The 17,713-nt window shown below is 61.6% G+C and carries 16 protein-coding genes and 1 riboswitch; of the genes, 10 read left to right on the forward strand and 6 right to left on the reverse strand.

Going from position 1 to position 17,713, the window contains the following annotated elements; genetic code table 11:
* The first annotated feature begins 30 nt into the window (after positions 1–30).
* Positions 31–387, forward strand: coding sequence for a hypothetical protein (locus HHJ18_RS17155; RefSeq protein WP_296917079.1), 357 nt, complete (start codon positions 31–33; stop codon positions 385–387).
* A gap of 350 nt (positions 388–737) precedes the next feature.
* Positions 738–1,361 (forward strand): hypothetical protein, encoded by a 624-nt coding sequence (locus HHJ18_RS17160; RefSeq protein ID WP_296917080.1) that lies wholly within the window; start codon positions 738–740, stop codon positions 1,359–1,361.
* Between the two features lie 150 nt (positions 1,362–1,511).
* Here HHJ18_RS17160 and HHJ18_RS17165 read toward each other — a convergent pair whose 3' ends face one another.
* Complete coding sequence (locus HHJ18_RS17165) at positions 1,512–2,582, reverse strand: NAD(P)H-dependent oxidoreductase (RefSeq protein ID WP_296917082.1); 1,071 nt, start codon at positions 2,580–2,582, stop codon at positions 1,512–1,514.
* A 283-nt stretch (positions 2,583–2,865) separates the two neighbouring features.
* The gene (locus tag HHJ18_RS17170) at positions 2,866–3,429 is read right to left on the reverse strand and encodes a Spy/CpxP family protein refolding chaperone (RefSeq protein WP_296917084.1); all 564 of its coding nucleotides are present in this window, start codon (positions 3,427–3,429) and stop codon (positions 2,866–2,868) included.
* Between the two features lie 215 nt (positions 3,430–3,644).
* Positions 3,645–3,758: riboswitch (TPP riboswitch) on the forward strand.
* A gap of 142 nt (positions 3,759–3,900) precedes the next feature.
* Between HHJ18_RS17170 and thiC the strand changes: the two genes are divergently transcribed.
* Both thiC and thiE read left to right on the forward strand, forming a co-directional pair.
* Positions 3,901–5,796: a phosphomethylpyrimidine synthase ThiC gene (gene thiC / locus HHJ18_RS17175; RefSeq protein WP_366558858.1), complete on the forward strand. Its 1,896-nt coding sequence runs from the start codon at positions 3,901–3,903 to the stop codon at positions 5,794–5,796.
* A gap of 10 nt (positions 5,797–5,806) precedes the next feature.
* The gene (gene thiE / locus HHJ18_RS17180) at positions 5,807–6,475 is read left to right on the forward strand and encodes a thiamine phosphate synthase (RefSeq protein WP_296917088.1); all 669 of its coding nucleotides are present in this window, start codon (positions 5,807–5,809) and stop codon (positions 6,473–6,475) included.
* A gap of 295 nt (positions 6,476–6,770) precedes the next feature.
* On the opposite strand, the gene HHJ18_RS17185 is transcribed toward thiE, so the two are convergent.
* The gene (locus tag HHJ18_RS17185; RefSeq protein WP_296917090.1) at positions 6,771–7,940 is read right to left on the reverse strand and encodes a metallophosphoesterase; all 1,170 of its coding nucleotides are present in this window, start codon (positions 7,938–7,940) and stop codon (positions 6,771–6,773) included.
* A gap of 304 nt (positions 7,941–8,244) precedes the next feature.
* Between HHJ18_RS17185 and minC the strand changes: the two genes are divergently transcribed.
* The 3 genes from minC (at position 8,245) to minE (ending at position 10,255) form a co-directional block, all read left to right on the forward strand.
* Complete coding sequence (gene minC / locus HHJ18_RS17190) at positions 8,245–9,018, forward strand: septum site-determining protein MinC (RefSeq protein WP_296917092.1); 774 nt, start codon at positions 8,245–8,247, stop codon at positions 9,016–9,018.
* Positions 9,019–9,174: 156 nt separating this feature from the next.
* Positions 9,175–9,993, forward strand: coding sequence for a septum site-determining protein MinD (gene minD / locus HHJ18_RS17195; RefSeq protein WP_296917094.1), 819 nt, complete (start codon positions 9,175–9,177; stop codon positions 9,991–9,993).
* 4 nt (positions 9,994–9,997) lie between these two features.
* Positions 9,998–10,255: a cell division topological specificity factor MinE gene (gene minE, locus HHJ18_RS17200; RefSeq protein ID WP_296917096.1), complete on the forward strand. Its 258-nt coding sequence runs from the start codon at positions 9,998–10,000 to the stop codon at positions 10,253–10,255.
* 201 nt (positions 10,256–10,456) lie between these two features.
* Here the strand turns inward: minE and HHJ18_RS17205 are convergent, their stop codons facing one another.
* Positions 10,457–11,125 (reverse strand): hypothetical protein, encoded by a 669-nt coding sequence (locus tag HHJ18_RS17205; RefSeq protein ID WP_296917098.1) that lies wholly within the window; start codon positions 11,123–11,125, stop codon positions 10,457–10,459.
* 413 nt (positions 11,126–11,538) lie between these two features.
* On the opposite strand from HHJ18_RS17205, the gene HHJ18_RS17210 reads away from it, so the two are divergent.
* The 3 genes from HHJ18_RS17210 to HHJ18_RS17220 all read left to right on the forward strand — a co-directional run bounded on the left by HHJ18_RS17210 (position 11,539) and on the right by HHJ18_RS17220 (position 16,059).
* The gene (locus HHJ18_RS17210) at positions 11,539–13,014 is read left to right on the forward strand and encodes an ice-binding family protein (protein ID WP_296917099.1); all 1,476 of its coding nucleotides are present in this window, start codon (positions 11,539–11,541) and stop codon (positions 13,012–13,014) included.
* A gap of 416 nt (positions 13,015–13,430) precedes the next feature.
* Positions 13,431–14,774: an ice-binding family protein gene (locus tag HHJ18_RS17215; protein ID WP_296917388.1), complete on the forward strand. Its 1,344-nt coding sequence runs from the start codon at positions 13,431–13,433 to the stop codon at positions 14,772–14,774.
* 148 nt (positions 14,775–14,922) lie between these two features.
* On the forward strand, positions 14,923–16,059 hold the full coding sequence (locus tag HHJ18_RS17220) for an OmpA family protein (protein WP_296917101.1): 1,137 nt from the start codon (positions 14,923–14,925) through the stop codon (positions 16,057–16,059).
* A 141-nt stretch (positions 16,060–16,200) separates the two neighbouring features.
* On the opposite strand, the gene HHJ18_RS17225 is transcribed toward HHJ18_RS17220, so the two are convergent.
* Together HHJ18_RS17225 and HHJ18_RS17230 are read right to left on the reverse strand one after the other, a co-directional pair.
* Positions 16,201–16,776: an NnrU family protein gene (locus tag HHJ18_RS17225; RefSeq protein WP_296917103.1), complete on the reverse strand. Its 576-nt coding sequence runs from the start codon at positions 16,774–16,776 to the stop codon at positions 16,201–16,203.
* A 259-nt stretch (positions 16,777–17,035) separates the two neighbouring features.
* A complete protein-coding gene (locus tag HHJ18_RS17230) occupies positions 17,036–17,239 on the reverse strand; it encodes a hypothetical protein (protein ID WP_296917105.1) in 204 nt (67 codons plus the stop codon).
* Positions 17,240–17,713 lie beyond the last annotated feature (474 nt).

Below are 17,713 nucleotides of genomic sequence, written 5' to 3' on the forward strand. Positions count from 1 at the left end.
CTCTTAAGCCGTTCAATGAAGGAGTGTTTTATGTCGATTCATCACAGGTTTTCTCTTCCCGCAGCTGTCGCCCTGACCCTGTCGGCCGTTCTGTTTTCCCCTGCTCTGCGAGCGCAGGACGCCGGTGTCCAGTCCAGTCCCAATCGCAACATTGACGATGCAACACGCGCCAAGGCCATGAGCGGTGACTCCGCGAACACGGGCACTTCGTCGATGGGCAGCAAGATGGAAAATGCTGCAGGCCGTGCCACAAGCGCCACCGGCCGCGCTGCCAAACGCGCGCGTGGTGCAGTTGAGCGAGGCGCCGCGCGGGCCGACAAAAAAATCCAGAAGGCGACCGGCGGCAAGGGCAATGTGCAAGACACGGGGCCGGTGATCAAGCCTTAATCACTGGCGCGACCTGAACTGCCGGATGGCGGGCTTTGCGCCTGCCATCCGGCTTTTATTTGTGCGCAGGAATCTGCTGATGCCTTGCACCGGAGCCCTCGCGCAGCAAAGTGCAAGGGTCTCCACGGGCTCCAAGGGTGGAAGAACGATCGACGCGTTGCCGCACTTGCAGTCGGCTGGACACCCGGCCTTAAAGCAGTGCCAGCAAAGGCGAAGTCCTACAGGGGGCGGCGGGGCTCTCCGATAAGTTGAACGCACCTAACTCTATAAATTGGTTTTAGCTTTAGCCAACTATTTTCCAGGCGGCGAGCATTGTTCAACTAGTCTCCCAAGGCTGAAAGGAAAATTTTATGATCGACAAATCATCCCTGAAGGCGCTTCCTCTGGCCGCTGCGGTAGCAGCGGCGCTAGCGTTCGGCAGTGCCGCGCAAGCACAGACCGGCGCCCCTTCAAACCCTAGCGGCAGCGCCTATTCAGGCCCGTCCGGTAACGATGCAGCGGGTGCCGGCATGCCCGGCACATCTGGTGCAGGCGGGACGCAATCGGGTGCGATGCCTTCGGGTCCCTCCACCGGCTCTACGGCTGCTACCGGTTCCGGTGCCAGCCCATCGGGCACCCCCCCGCCGGGCAGCACCAAGCCGACCGACAAAAGTGTCAATCCGTCTCCCAGCGCCGGTCAGTCTGGCTCGCCCGATATGGGCAGCAGCGGCATGTCGCGTTCCGGCGGTGGCATGAGCGCGCAGCAAGATGCGCTTCCTCCTGGCAGCAAAAAGCCGAAGGACAACATGGTCGCGCCTTCCCCGAAGGCGGGCAACGCTACCACCCCTGATATGCGAACCAACAAAAAAGCAAAAGAAAAAGCCACACGCGGTTCTGATCAGAACGGCAGCTCCGGCAGTTCCAGCAGTCCCGCCGACACCAATATTGGCGACGGCGGCGGCAAGGGAACCTCGGGCGCAGGTTCAACACGATAGCAGCTGCAGCAAGCTAGGGTTGTCGGTCTCCCCTGGGCGACTGACAACCCCGCCTTTGAGCATCACTGGATCTCAAACCGTCTGCTCTTGAGGAAACCTCACTCAAGCATTGAGCAGGTCGAAAAAGCCGAAGGGCCCTGCGCTGCTGCGCTATTTAGGGCGTGGCCGCGGCAAGCCCTTGTCGCACTCGGACAGCGTTCCGGCCCGCAAGGCTGTCACGGCATTGGCCACCGCGCTGGCCACATTGCGCACTTCAGCCTGCACCGCTTTATCTGCGTCCAACGTTTCGTGGCTGGTGGCGTAGGGCTCGTAATAACCGACGAAGCGATCCAGCCGCGCCTGGGTGCCCGCATCAATCAGGCCCATCCAGTCCAGCCAGTCCGACAGGCTGCGGCGCGAGCCCTCTATGCCCGCGACATCGCCATGCACCACAAGGCCGTAGGCCCGGCCGGCCATGTGCTTGGGGTAGTCCCAACCTTTCATTTCCAGCGCCTTCGCTTCTTCCGGCTTCTTGCCATGGGTGCTTGTGGGGTCGGGGTTGCCGCCGTCGGAGCAGACCAGACGGTCAATCATCAGTTTGAGCGGACTAGGCGACTGGTACCAGTAGACCGGCGTCAGGATGATGACAGCGTGCGCCGCAGTCCAGCGTTCATAGATCTCGGCCATCCAGTCACTGGTCTGCGCCAGCGCATGGTTGGGGTAGCAGCTGCACGGCCAGTGGCACAGCGGCATGGCGGTAGACACGCACCCTTTGCAGGGATGAATGTGCAGGTTGTAGCTCGACGTCAGCAGGCTGAGGTCCAGCACATCGGTTTCGAGTTTCTCCTGCTGCAACACTTCTTGCGCCCACTGCAGCATGCGAAAGGTTTTGGAGATCTCGCCTGGGCAGCTGCCATCATTGCGCGCCGAGCCGCAAATCAGCAGCACGCGCGAGGCGGTGCTGGGGTCCTTCCACAACGCTGCGGCCTTTTCAATCCGCTCCTTGGTCTCCAGCCATTCGACCGACAGGTCGTAGTCCGGGTCAGCGTAGCCGGGGCCGGCCTTACGCGTTAGCGGCGACTTGCGGCCTTGCTGGTAGGCATCCCAGGCGACTGCCTCGACGCGCGAAATCGCTTCGTCTTCGAGCCTGTAGGCGGGGTCAAGAAAGGATTTCATGAAGCGTTCATGAAACAGCTTGCGCGACAAAACGGCCGGCGCCTGGCCTTTGCGTACTTCAGTCATGCGGCCAGTCTAGTGATGCGACAAGCTAGCCGGGTGCAGTTTGGATTCAGTCCTACAGCAGCTTGGGAAAGCGTCTGGCGTGTCATCAAATAGTGATGAAATGTGCCGCTAGCCCAACAAGAGCGGGCGTATTTAGCTATTAAAACAATAGCATTCATTGGCAAAGTACAAACATAAAAAGGCCTGCACCGGTTGCGCTGAAACAGCGCAACCGGTGCAGGCCTTCTCTCCTTGATGCCTGGGCGGCCGGGCACGAAACCCGCAGACCGCTGCCAGCTCAGCTTCAGCCTTTGGGCTGCATGCCAGCGCCGTTAGGACCATGGTTGCGCCCCTGGCGAAGCTCCCTGTGCCTGGCGTCAAAGGTCTTTTGCTGCTCCGGGCTCAAGGCAGCGTAAAACGTCTTGGTAGCTTCGCCGCGCTTGTCCAGGGCCGTGCTGATGTCGGCCGTGCGCTGGGTGCGCAGGGCGCGCATTTTGTCGATGCGCTCGGGTGTGCTCAGCTTGTCGTACTCGGCACGCTGTTCAGACGTTGGGCGCGCCATGTGGTCAGGCGGCTGCATGGCGGCGGTGAAGGCGGTCCAGGCGCCTTCCTGGGCCGGTGTCAGCTTGAGCTTGGCCTTCAGTTCGGTCTGGTGCCTGGCCATCATCGCCTGCATCTTGGCCGGGTCATGACGACCCATGCCCATCATGTGACCCCGCTGCATCTCGCCCGGCGCGCCCATGGCGGCGGGGCCGGTGGCCGGGGCGATAACGGGGCCCTCAGCCATGGCGCCAAAGCCGGCTGTGGCCAGCAAACCGGCAAGAAGGAGACCGTTCAGCGAAGCCAGCGGTTTGAGAGCAAATGTCATAAAAACTTCCTTTCGGGAAATACTGAAGGTGTTGGTAATACACGCCTGAAACCGTGTCGATAGGTCATGCGGCAACAGGTTGAAAGCAAGTGTCCGGCGCGCGTGTGTAGGCGCCATTTCCCGGTGATGAGGGTTTGTAAAGTTTGGTGAACATTGCGTTACCCAAAAGCCAAGTCCTGCCATGGACCGGAACTCTGCCTTGTGCCTACAATCGCCTCAGCTTGTCGGGGTGCCCAGGATGTTTCATCCGGGGCTGAGATCGCAAAATTGCGAGACCCGCTGAACCTGATCGGGATCATGCCCGCGTAGGGAACAAGGCACTTCGGCTCCGGTATCCCTCATGGAACTTGGCACTTGCAGTTCCGTCAGGCGCGACATCTCCGGCTCCCCAGGCAGGCACCCACCCCCTCACTGGAGACCGCCTTGGCCAAAACCGCTCTTTCTGTTGACACCGCCGACCTCACTAGCCGCATCACGCGCACGCCTTTTCCCGGCTCGCGCAAGATTTATTTAGCCGGCACAGACTACGGTTATGGCGCCGACATTCGCGTGCCGTTTCGCGAGGTCACGCTGACCGATACGATGGTTCAGGAAGGCGCCGGCGAGCCGCGCCGCGAAGCCAATCCGCCGCTGCGCCTGTATGACCCGTCGGGCGTTTACACCGACCCGGCTGCGCCCATCGACATTACACGCGGCCTGACGCCTATGCGCGCCGCCTGGATCAAGCAGCGCGCTGACACCGAACTGCTTGCCGGCATCAGCAGCGCCTATGGCCGCCAGCGCCTGAACGACGCCGCGCTTGCTGCGCTGCGCATGGCCGATTCACCGCGGCCGCGCCGCGCCAAGGCCGGTGCCAATGTCTCGCAAATGCACTATGCGCGCAAAGGCATCATCACCCCCGAGATGCAATACATCGCCATCCGCGAAAACCTGGTGCGCGCCCAACTGGCCGAGCGCCTGGCGAGCGAGCGCATGCCCAAGCTGGGCCATTCGTTTGGCGCATCAATTCCAAAGGACATCAGCGCCGAATTCGTGCGCGATGAAGTGGCACGCGGCCGTGCGGTGATTCCCAACAACATCAACCACCCCGAGAGCGAGCCGATGATCATTGGCCGCAACTTCCTGATCAAGGTCAACGCCAACATCGGCAACTCGGCGGTCACCTCGAGCATTGAAGAAGAAGTCGACAAGCTGGTCTGGTCGATTCGCTGGGGCGCCGACACCGTGATGGATTTGTCCACCGGCGAAAACATCCACGAAACGCGCGAATGGATACTGCGCAATTCGCCGGTGCCGATTGGCACGGTGCCGATTTACCAGGCGCTGGAAAAAGTCAACGGCAAGGCCGAAGACCTGACCTGGGAAATCTTTCGCGACACGCTGATCGAGCAGGCCGAGCAGGGCGTGGACTACTTCACCATCCACGCCGGCGTGCGCCTGGCCTATGTGCCGCTGACGGCCAACCGCCTGACCGGCATCGTCTCGCGCGGCGGCTCCATCATGGCCAAGTGGTGCCTGTCGCACCACAAGGAAAGCTTTCTGTACGAGCATTTCGAGGACATCTGCGAGATCATGAAGGCTTACGACGTGTGCTTCTCGCTCGGCGACGGCCTGCGGCCTGGGTCGATTGCCGACGCCAACGACGAAGCGCAGTTTGCCGAACTGCACACGCTGGGCGAACTCACGCAGATCGCCTGGAAGCACGACGTGCAGGTCATGATTGAAGGCCCCGGCCATGTGCCGCTCCAGCTGGTCAAGGAAAACGTCGAGAAGCAGCTAGAGGCCTGTTTTGAAGCGCCGTTCTACACGCTGGGCCCCTTGATCACCGACATCTCGCCCGGCTACGACCACATTTCGTCGGCCATGGGCGCGGCCAATATCGGCTGGTATGGCACGGCCATGCTGTGTTACGTCACGCCCAAGGAACACCTCGGCCTGCCCAACCGCGATGATGTCAAGCAGGGCTTGATTGCCTACAAAATTGCGGCGCACGCCGGCGACCTGGCCAAGGGCTATCCGGGCGCTCAGATGTGGGACAACGCGGTCTCCAAAGCGCGTTTCGAGTTCCGCTGGGAAGACCAGTTCCGCCTGGCGATTGATCCCGACACGGCGATGAAGTACCACGACGAAACGCTGCCGAAAGAGAACGCCAAGGTGGCGCATTTCTGCTCGATGTGCGGGCCGAAGTTCTGCTCGATGAAAATTTCGCAGGAAGTGCGCGAGTTTGCGCGGCTCAACCCCGCCACGACGACACTGGCCACCAGCCCGGGCGTGATTGCGATCAGGCCGGTCACGGTCGAGGTGGAAACGGCTTTCGAGGAAAAAGCCGAAGAATTCCGCAAGGGCGGTAACGAGATTTACTCCTGAAAAACCCGCCATGAACGCCACCCCTCTCCCGCCCTTCTTGCCTTTCCCGCCCTTGGCCGGCCCAACCGGTTTTTACCCCGTCGTTCCCGACGCCGCCTGGGTGCAACGCCTGCTGGACTGGGGCGTGCGCACGGTCCAGCTGCGCATCAAGGCGCTTGACCACCAGCCCGACGCCATCGAACGGGAAGTGCGCGCAGCCGTCGCCGCCGGCCGGGCGGTGCCGGGCGCGCAGGTGTTCATCAACGACCACTGGCAGCTGGCGCTGGCGGCCGGCGCTTACGGCGTGCATCTGGGCCAGCAAGACCTGGACAGCGCCGACCTTACCGCCCTGCGCCAGGCCGGCATTCGTCTTGGCCTGAGCAGCCACACGCCCGCAGAGATGGCGCGCGCCTTGGCGCTGCAGCCGTCTTATCTGGCCATCGGCCCGATTTACCCGACCACGCTCAAAGTCATGCCCTACGCGCCGGTCGGGCTGGCGCAGCTGAAGCACTGGGCCGCGCTGGCCGCGCCCTGTCCGGTGGTGGCAATAGGCGGCATCTCGCTGGCGCTGATGCCCGGCGTGCTGGCCTGCGGCGTCGATGGCGTGGCTGTGGTCAGCGCGCTGACGCTGGCCGCTGATCCGCAGACGGCCGCGCTAAGCGGCCTGCGGCTAGCGGCAGAGCGCAGTTCGCTGCTTTAACCGGTCAGCATGCTATAAAATAGATAGCTGCTTGCGCTCGTAGTTATTGGGCTAGAGCCATATTTGATCGGTTTTTTTGGCTCTTTTGGGTAAGGCTGGCCGTGAGCCGCCCCCGCAGGCGGACTTTAAGAAGAAATAAGTGCTATCAAATAAATAGCTGATTACGTCCATGTTTATTAGGCTACAGCCATCTGCTATACAAACATGGGAAGAAAACAGGCCAGAACTTCAAACATGGCATTAGCGTGCAGCGCAGCAGACCAAAAGCAAATCGATTCAGCGCTGATTCGTCACCTCAAACCAGCACCAACCGCAACAACGTAATCTCCGACGGCGCGCCAAAGCGCTTGGGCGGGCCCCAGTAGCCGGTGCCGCGGCTGGTGTAAACCCACAGGTCCTGCAGCTTGTGCAGTCCCGCCGTGAACGGCTGCTGCATCCGCACCAACAAATTCCAGGGGTAAAACTGCCCGCCGTGGGTGTGGCCCGACAACTGCAGGTCAAAGCCGGCCTCGGCTGCGGCGACAGCACTGCGCGGCTGGTGCGCCAGCAGCAGGCGCACGGCATCAAGCGGCGCGCCCAGCAAGGCGGCGGCCGGGTCGCTGGCGTGCGCCGCGTCAAAATGCCCGGCGCTGTAGTCTGTCACGCCCGCCAGCACCAGCTGCGCGCTGACCTGGCCCGGCACGCTGGGCGAACTCAGCACCACATGCTGGTTTATCAGCACCGTCAGCCCGAGGCGGCGCAACTCGTCAATCCAGGCGTGCGCACCCGAGTAGTACTCGTGGTTGCCGGTGACAAAAAATGTGCCATGGCGCGAGCTCAGCCCGGCCAGCGGCGCAACCTGCGCGGCCAACTCGCTGACCCGGCCGTCCACGAGATCGCCGGTGATGGCCACCAGGTCGGCCTGCAGCGCATTGACCCTGCTGACAATGCGCTGCAGGTAGCCGCGCCCTATGGTTGGCCCGACATGCACGTCGCTGATCTGTGCCACGGTAAAGCCGTGCCAGGCCGCCGGCAGGCCTTTGATAGGCACATCGACGCGCCGCACCACCGCCGTGCGCCTGGCGTTCCAAAAGCCCAGCAGCGTGACGGCCAGGCCCAGCAGCAGCACGGCCTGCGCCGACACCGTACGCCATGGCGCCAGCAGCAGCCAACCCGGCACCAATCCATTAACCAGCCACAGCACCACCAGCAGCGCATCGCGCGCCAGCGTCAACACCAACAGGCTTGAAAACAGCCCCAAAAACAGCAAGCCGGCCCAGCGCACGCCATGCATCAGCTGGCGCGCCCGCGCCGTCGGGTCCCGCCGCAGCCCGAACAGGGCCGGCGGTATCAGCAGCGCCGACAGCGCCAGCGCGCCCAGCAACAGCCACTGGCCTCCCGCAGACGCTTGCAACCCCGAAATCGTTCGTGCGGCAATGTAACCATGAAGCAGCGCGGTTACAAGCCATAGCGGTAATAGCTTCATCCAATCTCCGGCTAATCTTTAGTTACTCTTTGGTTAATGGCTTTTCAGCGAGCTTTCTATATGGGCGCAAGCCGCATGGCTTCAATGGCTGACGCGCTGGCGCGAATAAAAGCCCAGCTCTTCAGACGCCAGCCAGCCGCGCGGCATCGCCAACAGCGCGTTTCAACCGCTCACAAATGCGACAATCCGCACAGCCTTATCTGCCTTTTCGCACGCTATATTCGGCAATCGCCGATTGCGGCCGTGCCGCATGGTTTGTTCCTGTCTGATGTTTCATCCCGCCTACTCTGGCCCTCCTTCGCCCATGATCGTTGCCCTCCCGGCCACCAGCTCCTCCACCTTTGAAATCAAAAGCGCCAACCTGCCTCTGGTCGCGCTGCTGCTCAAGTCCACTGACCTCGCTGCCCTGGCGCGCGAGCTCACCGTGCGCTTCGGCGACATTCCGGATTTTTTCGACCAGGACGCGCTGATGATTGACTTGTCGCCGCTGCAAACCAGCGAAAACAGCGCTCATGGCGACATCGACTTCCCCTCGCTGATCAGCCTGCTTGGCAGCTACCAGCTGGTCGCGCTGGCGGTCAAAGGCGGCAATGACGCGCAAATGAGCGCCGCGCTGCGGGCCGGCCTGCTGCCCGTGCCCGATGCGCACCTGGTCAACCAACGCCCGGCCGAACCCGCGCCACAGGCCAGGCAACAGCCAGCGCCCGCCATGGCCCCGGGCGTTGCCCCGCTGGGCGCGCTGGTCATCGACAAGCCGCTGCGCTCGGGCCAGCAGGTGTATGCGCGCGGTCGCGATCTGGTGGTGCTGGCCATGGTCAATGCCGGTGCCGAAGTGATTGCCGACGGCCATATTCATGTCTATGCACCGCTGCGTGGCAAGGCCATGGCCGGCGCGCGCGGCAATGCCGATGCGCGCATTTTTGCGCTGGCGCTGGAAGCCGAGCTGCTGTCGATTGCCGGCGTTTACCGCACCAGCGAGCACCCCCTGCCACCCGGCGTGGCGGGCCAGCCGACGCAGGTGCGGCTGGTGGCCGGCGAGAATGGCGACCGGCTGGTGATGAGCGTCATGACCCCTTAACTCAACTAACCCAGCTGTAAGACTGATACGCGATGATGGACCCCACTGCATCCATTTCGCCTTTGCGCTCCCACTGCAAGCATTTTCAGCGCGCTTCCTTTCACAACGCCCCCCACAGCGTCGCGCGCCAACCATTTCTTTAAGGACTTTTCTCAGATGTCAAAAATCATTGTGGTCACCTCCGGCAAAGGCGGCGTAGGAAAAACCACCACCAGCGCCAGCTTTGCCACTGGCCTGGCCCTGCGCGGCCACAAAACCGCCGTGATCGACTTCGACGTCGGCCTGCGCAACCTCGATCTGATCATGGGCTGCGAGCGCCGCGTCGTCTACGACCTGATTAACGTCATTCAGGGCGAAGCCACGCTGAACCAGGCGCTGATCAAGGACAAGCAGTGCCACAACCTGTACGTGCTGGCCGCCTCGCAAACGCGCGACAAGGACGCACTGACCAAGGACGGTGTCGAAAAAGTCCTGAAGGACCTGGCCGCCATGGACTTCGAGTTCATCGTCTGCGACTCGCCCGCCGGCATTGAAACCGGCGCGCTGATGGCCATGCACTTCGCCGATGAAGCGCTGATCGTCACCAACCCCGAAGTCTCCTCAGTACGCGACTCCGACCGCATTTTGGGCATGCTGTCGAGCAAGACCAAGCGCGGCATCGACGGCGGCGACCCGGTCAAGGAGCACCTGCTGATCACCCGCTACAACCCGACGCGCGTCGGCCAGGGCCAGATGCTCTCGCTCGAAGACATCCAGGACATTCTGCGCATCAAGCTGATAGGCGTGATTCCCGAGTCCGAATCGGTGCTGCAGGCGTCCAACCAGGGCCTGCCGGCTGTGCACATGCAGGGCACCGATGTGTCCGAAGCCTACAAGGACGTGATCGACCGCTTCCTGGGCGACAAAGACAAGCCGATGCGTTTCATCGACACGCAAAAGCCCAATCTGTTCAAACGCTGGTTCGGAGGGAAATGAGGCCATGTCGTTTCTGACCTTTTTTCTCGGCGAGAAGAAAAAAACCGCCAGTGTGGCCAAGGAGCGGCTGCAGATCATCCTGGCGCACGAGCGCACTGATCGCAGCCCCAAGCCCGACTATTTGCCGGCGCTGCAGCGCGACCTGATTGCGGTGATCTCCAAATACATCCACATCAACCCGGCCGACATCAAGTTGCACCTAGAGCGCCAGGACAACCTGGATATTCTGGAAGTGAAAATCGAGCTGCCCGACAAAAAGTGAGGCGGGGCCGGCAAGCTGGCTGGCGCAAAGCGACACCCTCGGGCGCAGTCTGCTATTTTTTTAATAGCTGACTGCGCCCGAGTCCGTTGGGCTGGAGCCATTTTTAACCCCTCATTGCGGAACCCGGGCAGAAAAAAAGCCGCGGGTGCCGCGGGGGCTGACCGGGCCTGAGGCCCGGTCAGGATGGTTCGTACCGCCTGCTTAATAAGGCGCCGGGCTTTTGCCCTTGACGCCGGCGCCTGCCTTCACGTCTGCATTCGGGTTGACGTCGGCGGCACCTGCCCCCACGCCAGCACCAGCGTCCGCGCCGGCAGCGCCGCTGCGGCCAGCCTTGTCAAGCTTTCTGGGCAGGCTCCCCACATTGCCCTTCAGGCCGCCGGTCTCGTCAGCCTTGACCTCACCCTTGCCGGTCATGCCGCTTTTTCCACCCATGCTGCCCATGTCGTGATTTCTCACGCCACCCACGGCAGACTCACCCATCGGTGCGGCGGTGCCGCCAGCGGCCTGCCCCGTGCCCCGCACACCACCCACGGCGCGGCTCTGGCCCGAGGTGGCGCTGCCGGTTGCGCCGGCGTCTGTCCCGGCACCCACCGCGCCCTGCGCCACCTGCATGGCCGCAGCGCGCTGTTCCGCCGTCACGTTGTCGTTGGCGCCCAGGCGCACGCCGTCATCCACACTGGCGCGCGCGCTCGCCGCCGCGCTATTGCGCGAAGCGCCTTCACGGCCAGGAGCGGCGGCCTGCGCGGAAACGCCCCAGGCCATGGCCGTGGTCAGCAGCAAAACGGAAGGTACGGCGCGCAGAAAGCGCGGACTGGCCACCAGGCAAAGAAATCGAGAATCTGTGGACTGCGAGTTTTTAAACCGATGCATTGAAGCTCCTGAATTGAAGAAGATTTCATCTTGCCGCACCTCCATGTCCATCAGGTATTGTTTTTGTTAACTTTGTAAGGCGATCTACGATCGCTATCCCACGGCGCTTGCTAGATAAGTAGGCGCTCACATAACCAGCAATCCTCATGATGCGAAACGCCAGCGCCGCGATTGTGTAGGGATGTCGGCATCCAGCAGCTGATTCGCTGGGATGAATTCGCCGGTCACGCTGGGCCCGCGCCGCCGTCAAAGGTGCCAGCCCAGTAAGCCTGCGCAGCCCACCACATTCGACGTCTGTATGCGCCAGCGCATCGACGAAGGACCTGCGCTGGTGCATACTCGCGCCGGATATCCGTGTTTCCTGCCGCCCTGTCCCATCGGATCTGGCAGCCTTTTACAGAAACGAAAATCAAATGATCAGACTACCAAGTTATTCCAGGCGCCTTCTGTGCCTGCTGCCCGTTCTGCTGGGCGCCCTGCTGGCCGGTTGCGGCGACAACTCAGACAACAACCCGGGCAACGGCTCGGGCGGCCCCAACCTTGGTTCCGCGCCGACGATTACGTCCACAACGCCTGCCGATACCGCCAAGGATGTGCCTATTCAACGAGAAATCACCGCCCGCTTCGACAAGGCGATGGACGATAAGAGCATCAATGCCACGACCTTCACGCTGACTGCGCCTGGCGCGGTTGCCATTGGCGGAACTGTGTCCCTGGATGCTGCGAACAATACGGCGATCTTCAAACCGGCCAGCGCGCTGGCGGTCAATACGCTGTTTACCGCAACCGTCACCACCGGAGCCAAGGAGGTGGGGGGAATCGCGCTAGCCAGCAAGGTGACATGGACTTTCACCACCGCAACGGTAGACACGATTCGGCCCACCATCACGGCCAACACCCCGCAAGATAATGCTACCGGCGTGGCCATCAATCGCAAAATTACCGCCACCTTTGATGAGGCGATAGACCCCGCCAGCCTCAGCGCAGCCAGCTTTACCGTGACCGCCGCAGCGGCCACGACGCCCGTTGCAGGCGTGGTGAGTTTGGTTGGCACTACCGTCATCTTCACGCCACCCGCCAGCAACTTGACCCCCAGCACTCAATACACGGCCAAGATCAAGGCCGGCGTCAAGGATCTCGCCGGCAATGCATTGTTGAACGACTTTGTTTGGCGCTTCACCACGGCAGACGCAGCGCAGCCGCTGGCCAAAGGCCCGACACCGGTGGTGCTTGGCACCGCAGGCGATTTTGTGATTCTTGCCAAAACCGGCGTCTCCACCACAGGAACCACCAAAATTGTTGGCGACATTGGACTGAGCCCGGCTGCCGAGACCTTCATCACAGGATTTTCGCAAGCGCGTGATGCTACCAATGAATTTTCGACAGCGCCTACCATCGTAACTGGCAAGCTCTTTGCCGCCAATATGGCAGTGCCTACGCCTTCCAACCTGACCACGTCCGTCGAAAACATGCTAACCGCCTACACCGATGCCGCCGGACGCTCGTTGCCCGACACCACCGAACTGGGCGCCGGCAACATTAGCGGCAAGACCATCCCTCCCGGCCTGCACAAATGGGGCACCGGCCTGTTGCTGGCCTCCGGTGTCACGCTAGATGGCGGCGCCAATGACGTCTGGATCTTTCAAATAGCGCAAGACCTGACCGTGAACAACGGCGTCATTCTGACGCTGAGCGGCGGCGCTCAGGCCAAGAACATCTTCTGGCAGGTCGCCGGCCAGGCGACCCTGGGAACGACGTCTGATTTCAAGGGAACCATCCTGAGTAAAACATTGATCGCGCTGCAGACCGGCGCCAAGCTGACTGGCCGGGCCCTGGCACAAACGGCGGTCACGCTGCAAGCCAACGCCGTGACGGCTCCGGCTCAATAGCCAGGCCGTGAGCGGTTGGAAAAGGATCGTAGGACAGCGGCGCTGATTGACCCTCCCGACCGTTTTCCGCCCAAAAAAAGGACCCACCTGGGTCCTTTTTTTCATGGACGCTGCAATCCGCGCAGCCACACCGCTACAAGTTTGATAGCTTGCGGCGCCCGCGTCTTTGGGGCTATAGGCCTTTTGTCTACACAAACTCCAATCCGGCGACCAGCCCACGCCAAAAAAGCAACAGTAGGTAACGAAGTCGGGCCTTTGGCTGACACTCTGTGCGGCAGCGCACAGATAGCATCCATATGTCCGCGCACATTAAGCGGACGAGAGCCGCTTTTTTCTGCACTGCAGAAGCGGTCTCCAACCTTACAGGATTGCAAATGAAAAATTTTGAGAGCTATTCCAGAGGCCGGACCTGGTCCATGGCATTGCTGCTGAGTGCTTTGGCGGTAGTGGCGACAGGCTGCGGCGGGGGCGGAGGAGGACGAGATCCGATCCTTGGTGCGAACGGAGCGACGGCCATCGTTGTTCCATTGGTCCCCATCGGGCCCGTAGTCCCCTTGGTTCCACCAGCGGGTGCTGTTATTCCCGGCGCTTGTACGGCGGCGGGCCCCACGGTAACCGCGTCAGATCCCACTAATGGCAACCAGTCCGCGTCGACTAGCACCACCGGTGTAGCGAATAATGGCAAATCGGTCACCGCCACATTCGACCAGCCAATGAACGGCGCCACCATCAACGCGATCAGCTTCACGTTGGCGCCAGTGGGCGGGGCGGCGCTGATACCCGCATCGGTCAACTATGACGCTGCCTCTCAGGTAGCGACCTTGACCACAGCCGCCGCTCTCGTGCCGGCAACTTCCTACACGGCGGTAATTCAGGGCGCCGTCACAAATGCCGCAGGTACGACCATCGGCTGTAACTATGTGTGGACCTTCAAGACAGCGGCAGCCCTTATCGCAACGCCTCCTTCTGTCAACCTTGGCTTGGCCGACGCTTTCGGAATTGCGGCCACCGCCGGGATCAGGAACACCCTTACCGCGCCTAATACGCAGATCAATGGCAATGCAGTCTTGTCTGCAACTCCTACTTGCAATGCGGTGGCCTCTCCCGGCGGTAACGGCGCAGCCGGTTTTGGTCTTTGCGGAGGTGCTGCTCCCACCATCAACGGCACGGTTGTCACGCCAACCTTTCCGGACACTACTTCGGCCAACGCGGTCGTGCGCGACCTGCGCGCAGCGTATCTGCGTATCACGCCGCCAGCAGGACCACCTGCCGCCGGTTCATTGGGCGGCGGGACTTCGATCCCTGCGGGCACCACCTTGGGAGCCGCCGCTGGTAGTGCGCCTGTGGTCGGAGACAACCTGTTCTTTCCTGGCGTCTATACCTCCAACACGTCGATCCTGATTACGGGCGACCTCACGCTCGATGCCCAGAACGACCCCAATGCCCGCTTTGTCTTCCAGTCAGCCAGCACCGTCGGCGCAGTAGCCGGCACAGCCTCTCCGGGTCCTCACACGCGCATCCTGTTGATCAACGGTGCCAAGGCTTCCAACGTCTGGTGGCAGGCCGGTTCTGCCGCAACGCTCGGAACCAGCGCTGAATGGCAAGGCAACATACTGGCCGCTGGTGATGTCACGATGGAAACCGGCGCGAGTTCGTGCGGCAGATTGTTCGCTGGGGCGTTTACGTCTGGCGCCTTTGTCTTCGACTCAAACCTGGTTTCCGTGCCAGGGCATGCGAATGCGCCGCCTACCTGCAAGTAGCACGGCATGAGGCCACCAGCGTGAAGGTGGTCCTTTCGCATCAAGAAAACCTGAAATCCCGGTCAAGCGTCAACGTAGACTGGGACGTTTTAAAAAACATCGATCACGTAACAAGCACAAGATTTATTAAATCCTGCTGGAGAAAAATATGAAATTACTCACACAAGCTTCCGGAACGCTGGGTCTGCTGGCACTTGCCGCATTCACCAGCCCCCTCGCCATTGCGCAGGACTCCGGCTGGTACGCCGGCGCCAACGTCGGCCGCTCGCTCGCCACCATTGACGACGCGCGAATCACCAGTGGTCTGCAGGCGGGCGGCCTGGCCACCAGTTCGATTTCCGATCGCGACCGCAATCACGGCTTCAAGCTTTATGGCGGCTACCAGCTCAACAAGAACTTCGCCGTCGAGGGCGGCTATTTTGATCTGGGCAAGTTCGGCTACACCGCCACCACGGTGCCGGCCGGCACGCTGACGGGCGACATCAAGGTCAAGGGCCTGAACCTGGACCTGGTCGGCATCGTGCCCTTGACCGAGAAGTTTTCTGCCTTTGGCCGCGCCGGACTCAACTACGCGCAAGCCAAAGACACCTTCACCGGCACCGGCGCGGTCCGCGTGACCAATCCCAATCCAAGCAAGAGCGGCACTAACCTCAAATTCGGTTTGGGCGTTCAATACGCCTTCACCGAAGCCCTGGCTGTGCGCGCCGAGGCCGAGCGCTACCGCGTCGACGATGCCATCGGCAACAAAGGCCACATCGACCTGCTGTCGGTCGGTCTGATCTACCGCTTTGGTGCCAAGGCGCAAGCCCCCGCACCGCAAGCAGTAGCGCCCGCGCTGGCGCCGGTCCCGGAGGTCGTCGCAGCAACGCCACCTCCTCCACCGCCACCAGCGCCAGCACCGCGCTTTGAAAAGTACACGCTGTCGGCCACCGAAGTGTTTGCCTTCAACAGCGCCGAACTGAAGCCGCAGCAACCCAAGCTTGATGAAATCGCCACCGCCCTCAAGGCCGACAGTTCAGTCAACAACGTCGCCATCACCGGTTATGCCGACCGCATAGGCTCGGAAAAAGCCAACCAGACGCTGTCCGAGCGCCGCGCCGTCTCCGTTAAAACCTACCTGACCAACAAGGGTGTTGAGGCCAATCGCCTGAAGGCCGAAGGCAAGGGCGAAGCCAATCCGGTGGTGGTCTGCAAAGACAAAAAACGCCCCGCGCTCATCAAATGCCTGGAGCCCAATCGCCGCGTCGAAGTCGAGCAAATCACCATCGAACGCCGCGTTCAGTAAGATCTGGTATTGGCGCAGCTAAAACCAGATCGCATCTGCACCTCCCTCGCTACTAATTTAGTAGCTGCCCGCACCCTTCTTGTAAGGGCTGCGGGCTTTTTTTGTACGTTTTTAGGGAAAGAAAACAGCCCGCCAAGGCCCTCAAAACGGCCGCACACCAATCAGCACCGCGTGCGCCCAGAACGCAAACACCGCCCAGGCCACGATGCCCACCAGCAGCGTCATCGCCGTGCCGGCGACCGTACCCGCAGGATAGCGGGCCTGCGTCGCCCGGTCGCGCGCCCGCGCGGCGCGAAAGCTCAATACCGCCCACAACAAGAACCCGCCAAACAGCAGCAAGTCGGCCAGGTTACCGTTGCTCAGTAAATGCGCCAAGGCCCAGACCTTGACCGACAGCACCATCGGGTGATGCAGGCGCGCCTTAAGGGCGTTGCGCGGCACATAGGTGGCCGCCAGCAACACAAACGCGATCAGCATCAAGAGCGCCGCCACATGGCGCATGCCGGCCGGCGGCTGCCACAGCGTCACTGGCTGCTGGCGCGCCAGGCCATAGCCCCACACCAGCAGCACAAAACCCGCAATTGACAGCAGCGCATACAGGCCTTTCCACGCGCCCTGGCCGAGTCGCGCCATCATCGCCGTGCGCCATCCATCGGCCACGATGCGCGTCGAGTGCACGCCGAGAAAAAGAACCAGCCCCAGAATCAGCATGCCCATGTGTCGCCTTTTGAAAGATGTGCCGCGATTGTGGGGGCGGGCGACAAGCGAACCGCCGCCGGAAACCGGCCCGCTATCTTGTCTATAGCTTGTCGTGCCCATCCAGCAAAGGCCAAAGGCCTAACCTTCAGTTGGTCGAATTAGCGCAGCGTGACCCGACGTGGCGTGAAGAGGCGGCTAACGCCGGTCTACGGATGTCGGGTTACGCCCGCGGCTAACCCGACCTACATCGAGGAATAGAGGTCCTTTCCCGCAGCGCTCAGCGCTTGGGCCCCACTGGCCCCCGACGCGACTGAGACTGATTGCTGCCGCCCACATGCGCCTCGCGATCGCTGCGGCTGTCTGGCGTGCGCTGGCCCTGATTCAACTGCGTGGGCGCCTGCTCACCGAGCTTGTTGGTGTCGTTCTCAACCTTGCCGGTCTTGGGCGTCTGCTCGTCGCGTGGATTTTGCTTGTGGCTCATGCTGCTCTCCTGATGTGCGGTTTACCAAAAAAAATGCAGGTTGCTGTCAAGGCGACTGGCTCGCGTTTGCCGGTTGACAACCGTTCCTCATTCTTCACCCTTCGCAGTACGCATCGTGTCAGACGGTGCCGCGACGCGACCACGCAGCGGCGCTTCAGCTGCCGGCAACTGTAATCGCTCGGCCTGTCTACACGCTATGAATTTAATAGCTGCTTGCGCCCATGCAGTATGGGCTGTATGCCATTTTTGTGTAGATTTGTCGAGAGTAGATCGGCTTATCCGCAGGCGAAAGCCGTCATCAGAGGGAAACGGGGCTCTAATTCCAGATCAACGCTGCCATTCAAGGGGTTTGCACGGTAGTTGACTCCCGATAGGCCCGGTAGTCCACATCTTGTGTCCACCGCGTGACCTGCCCTTTGATTGAAATAACAGCTTCTACTTGCATCGCACGATCCATTATTTGTCGAAATGTAA

It is taken from the genome of Polaromonas sp. (assembly GCF_012927455.1).
Lineage (GTDB): Bacteria > Pseudomonadota > Gammaproteobacteria > Burkholderiales > Burkholderiaceae_C > Polaromonas.

Coding starts and splice junctions, on each gene's coding strand:
- HHJ18_RS17155 (WP_296917079.1), top strand. CDS start 31: ATGTCGATTCATCACAGGTTTTCTCTTCCCGCAGCTGTCGCCCTGACC.
- HHJ18_RS17160 (WP_296917080.1), top strand. CDS start 738: ATGATCGACAAATCATCCCTGAAGGCGCTTCCTCTGGCCGCTGCGGTA.
- HHJ18_RS17165 (WP_296917082.1), bottom strand. CDS start 2,582: ATGACTGAAGTACGCAAAGGCCAGGCGCCGGCCGTTTTGTCGCGCAAG.
- HHJ18_RS17170 (WP_296917084.1), bottom strand. CDS start 3,429: ATGACATTTGCTCTCAAACCGCTGGCTTCGCTGAACGGTCTCCTTCTT.
- thiE (WP_296917088.1), top strand. CDS start 5,807: ATGAACGCCACCCCTCTCCCGCCCTTCTTGCCTTTCCCGCCCTTGGCC.
- HHJ18_RS17185 (WP_296917090.1), bottom strand. CDS start 7,940: ATGAAGCTATTACCGCTATGGCTTGTAACCGCGCTGCTTCATGGTTAC.
- minC (WP_296917092.1), top strand. CDS start 8,245: ATGATCGTTGCCCTCCCGGCCACCAGCTCCTCCACCTTTGAAATCAAA.
- minD (WP_296917094.1), top strand. CDS start 9,175: ATGTCAAAAATCATTGTGGTCACCTCCGGCAAAGGCGGCGTAGGAAAA.
- minE (WP_296917096.1), top strand. CDS start 9,998: ATGTCGTTTCTGACCTTTTTTCTCGGCGAGAAGAAAAAAACCGCCAGT.
- HHJ18_RS17205 (WP_296917098.1), bottom strand. CDS start 11,125: ATGCATCGGTTTAAAAACTCGCAGTCCACAGATTCTCGATTTCTTTGC.
- HHJ18_RS17210 (WP_296917099.1), top strand. CDS start 11,539: ATGATCAGACTACCAAGTTATTCCAGGCGCCTTCTGTGCCTGCTGCCC.
- HHJ18_RS17215 (WP_296917388.1), top strand. CDS start 13,431: ATGGCATTGCTGCTGAGTGCTTTGGCGGTAGTGGCGACAGGCTGCGGC.
- HHJ18_RS17220 (WP_296917101.1), top strand. CDS start 14,923: ATGAAATTACTCACACAAGCTTCCGGAACGCTGGGTCTGCTGGCACTT.
- HHJ18_RS17225 (WP_296917103.1), bottom strand. CDS start 16,776: ATGGGCATGCTGATTCTGGGGCTGGTTCTTTTTCTCGGCGTGCACTCG.
- HHJ18_RS17230 (WP_296917105.1), bottom strand. CDS start 17,239: ATGAGCCACAAGCAAAATCCACGCGACGAGCAGACGCCCAAGACCGGC.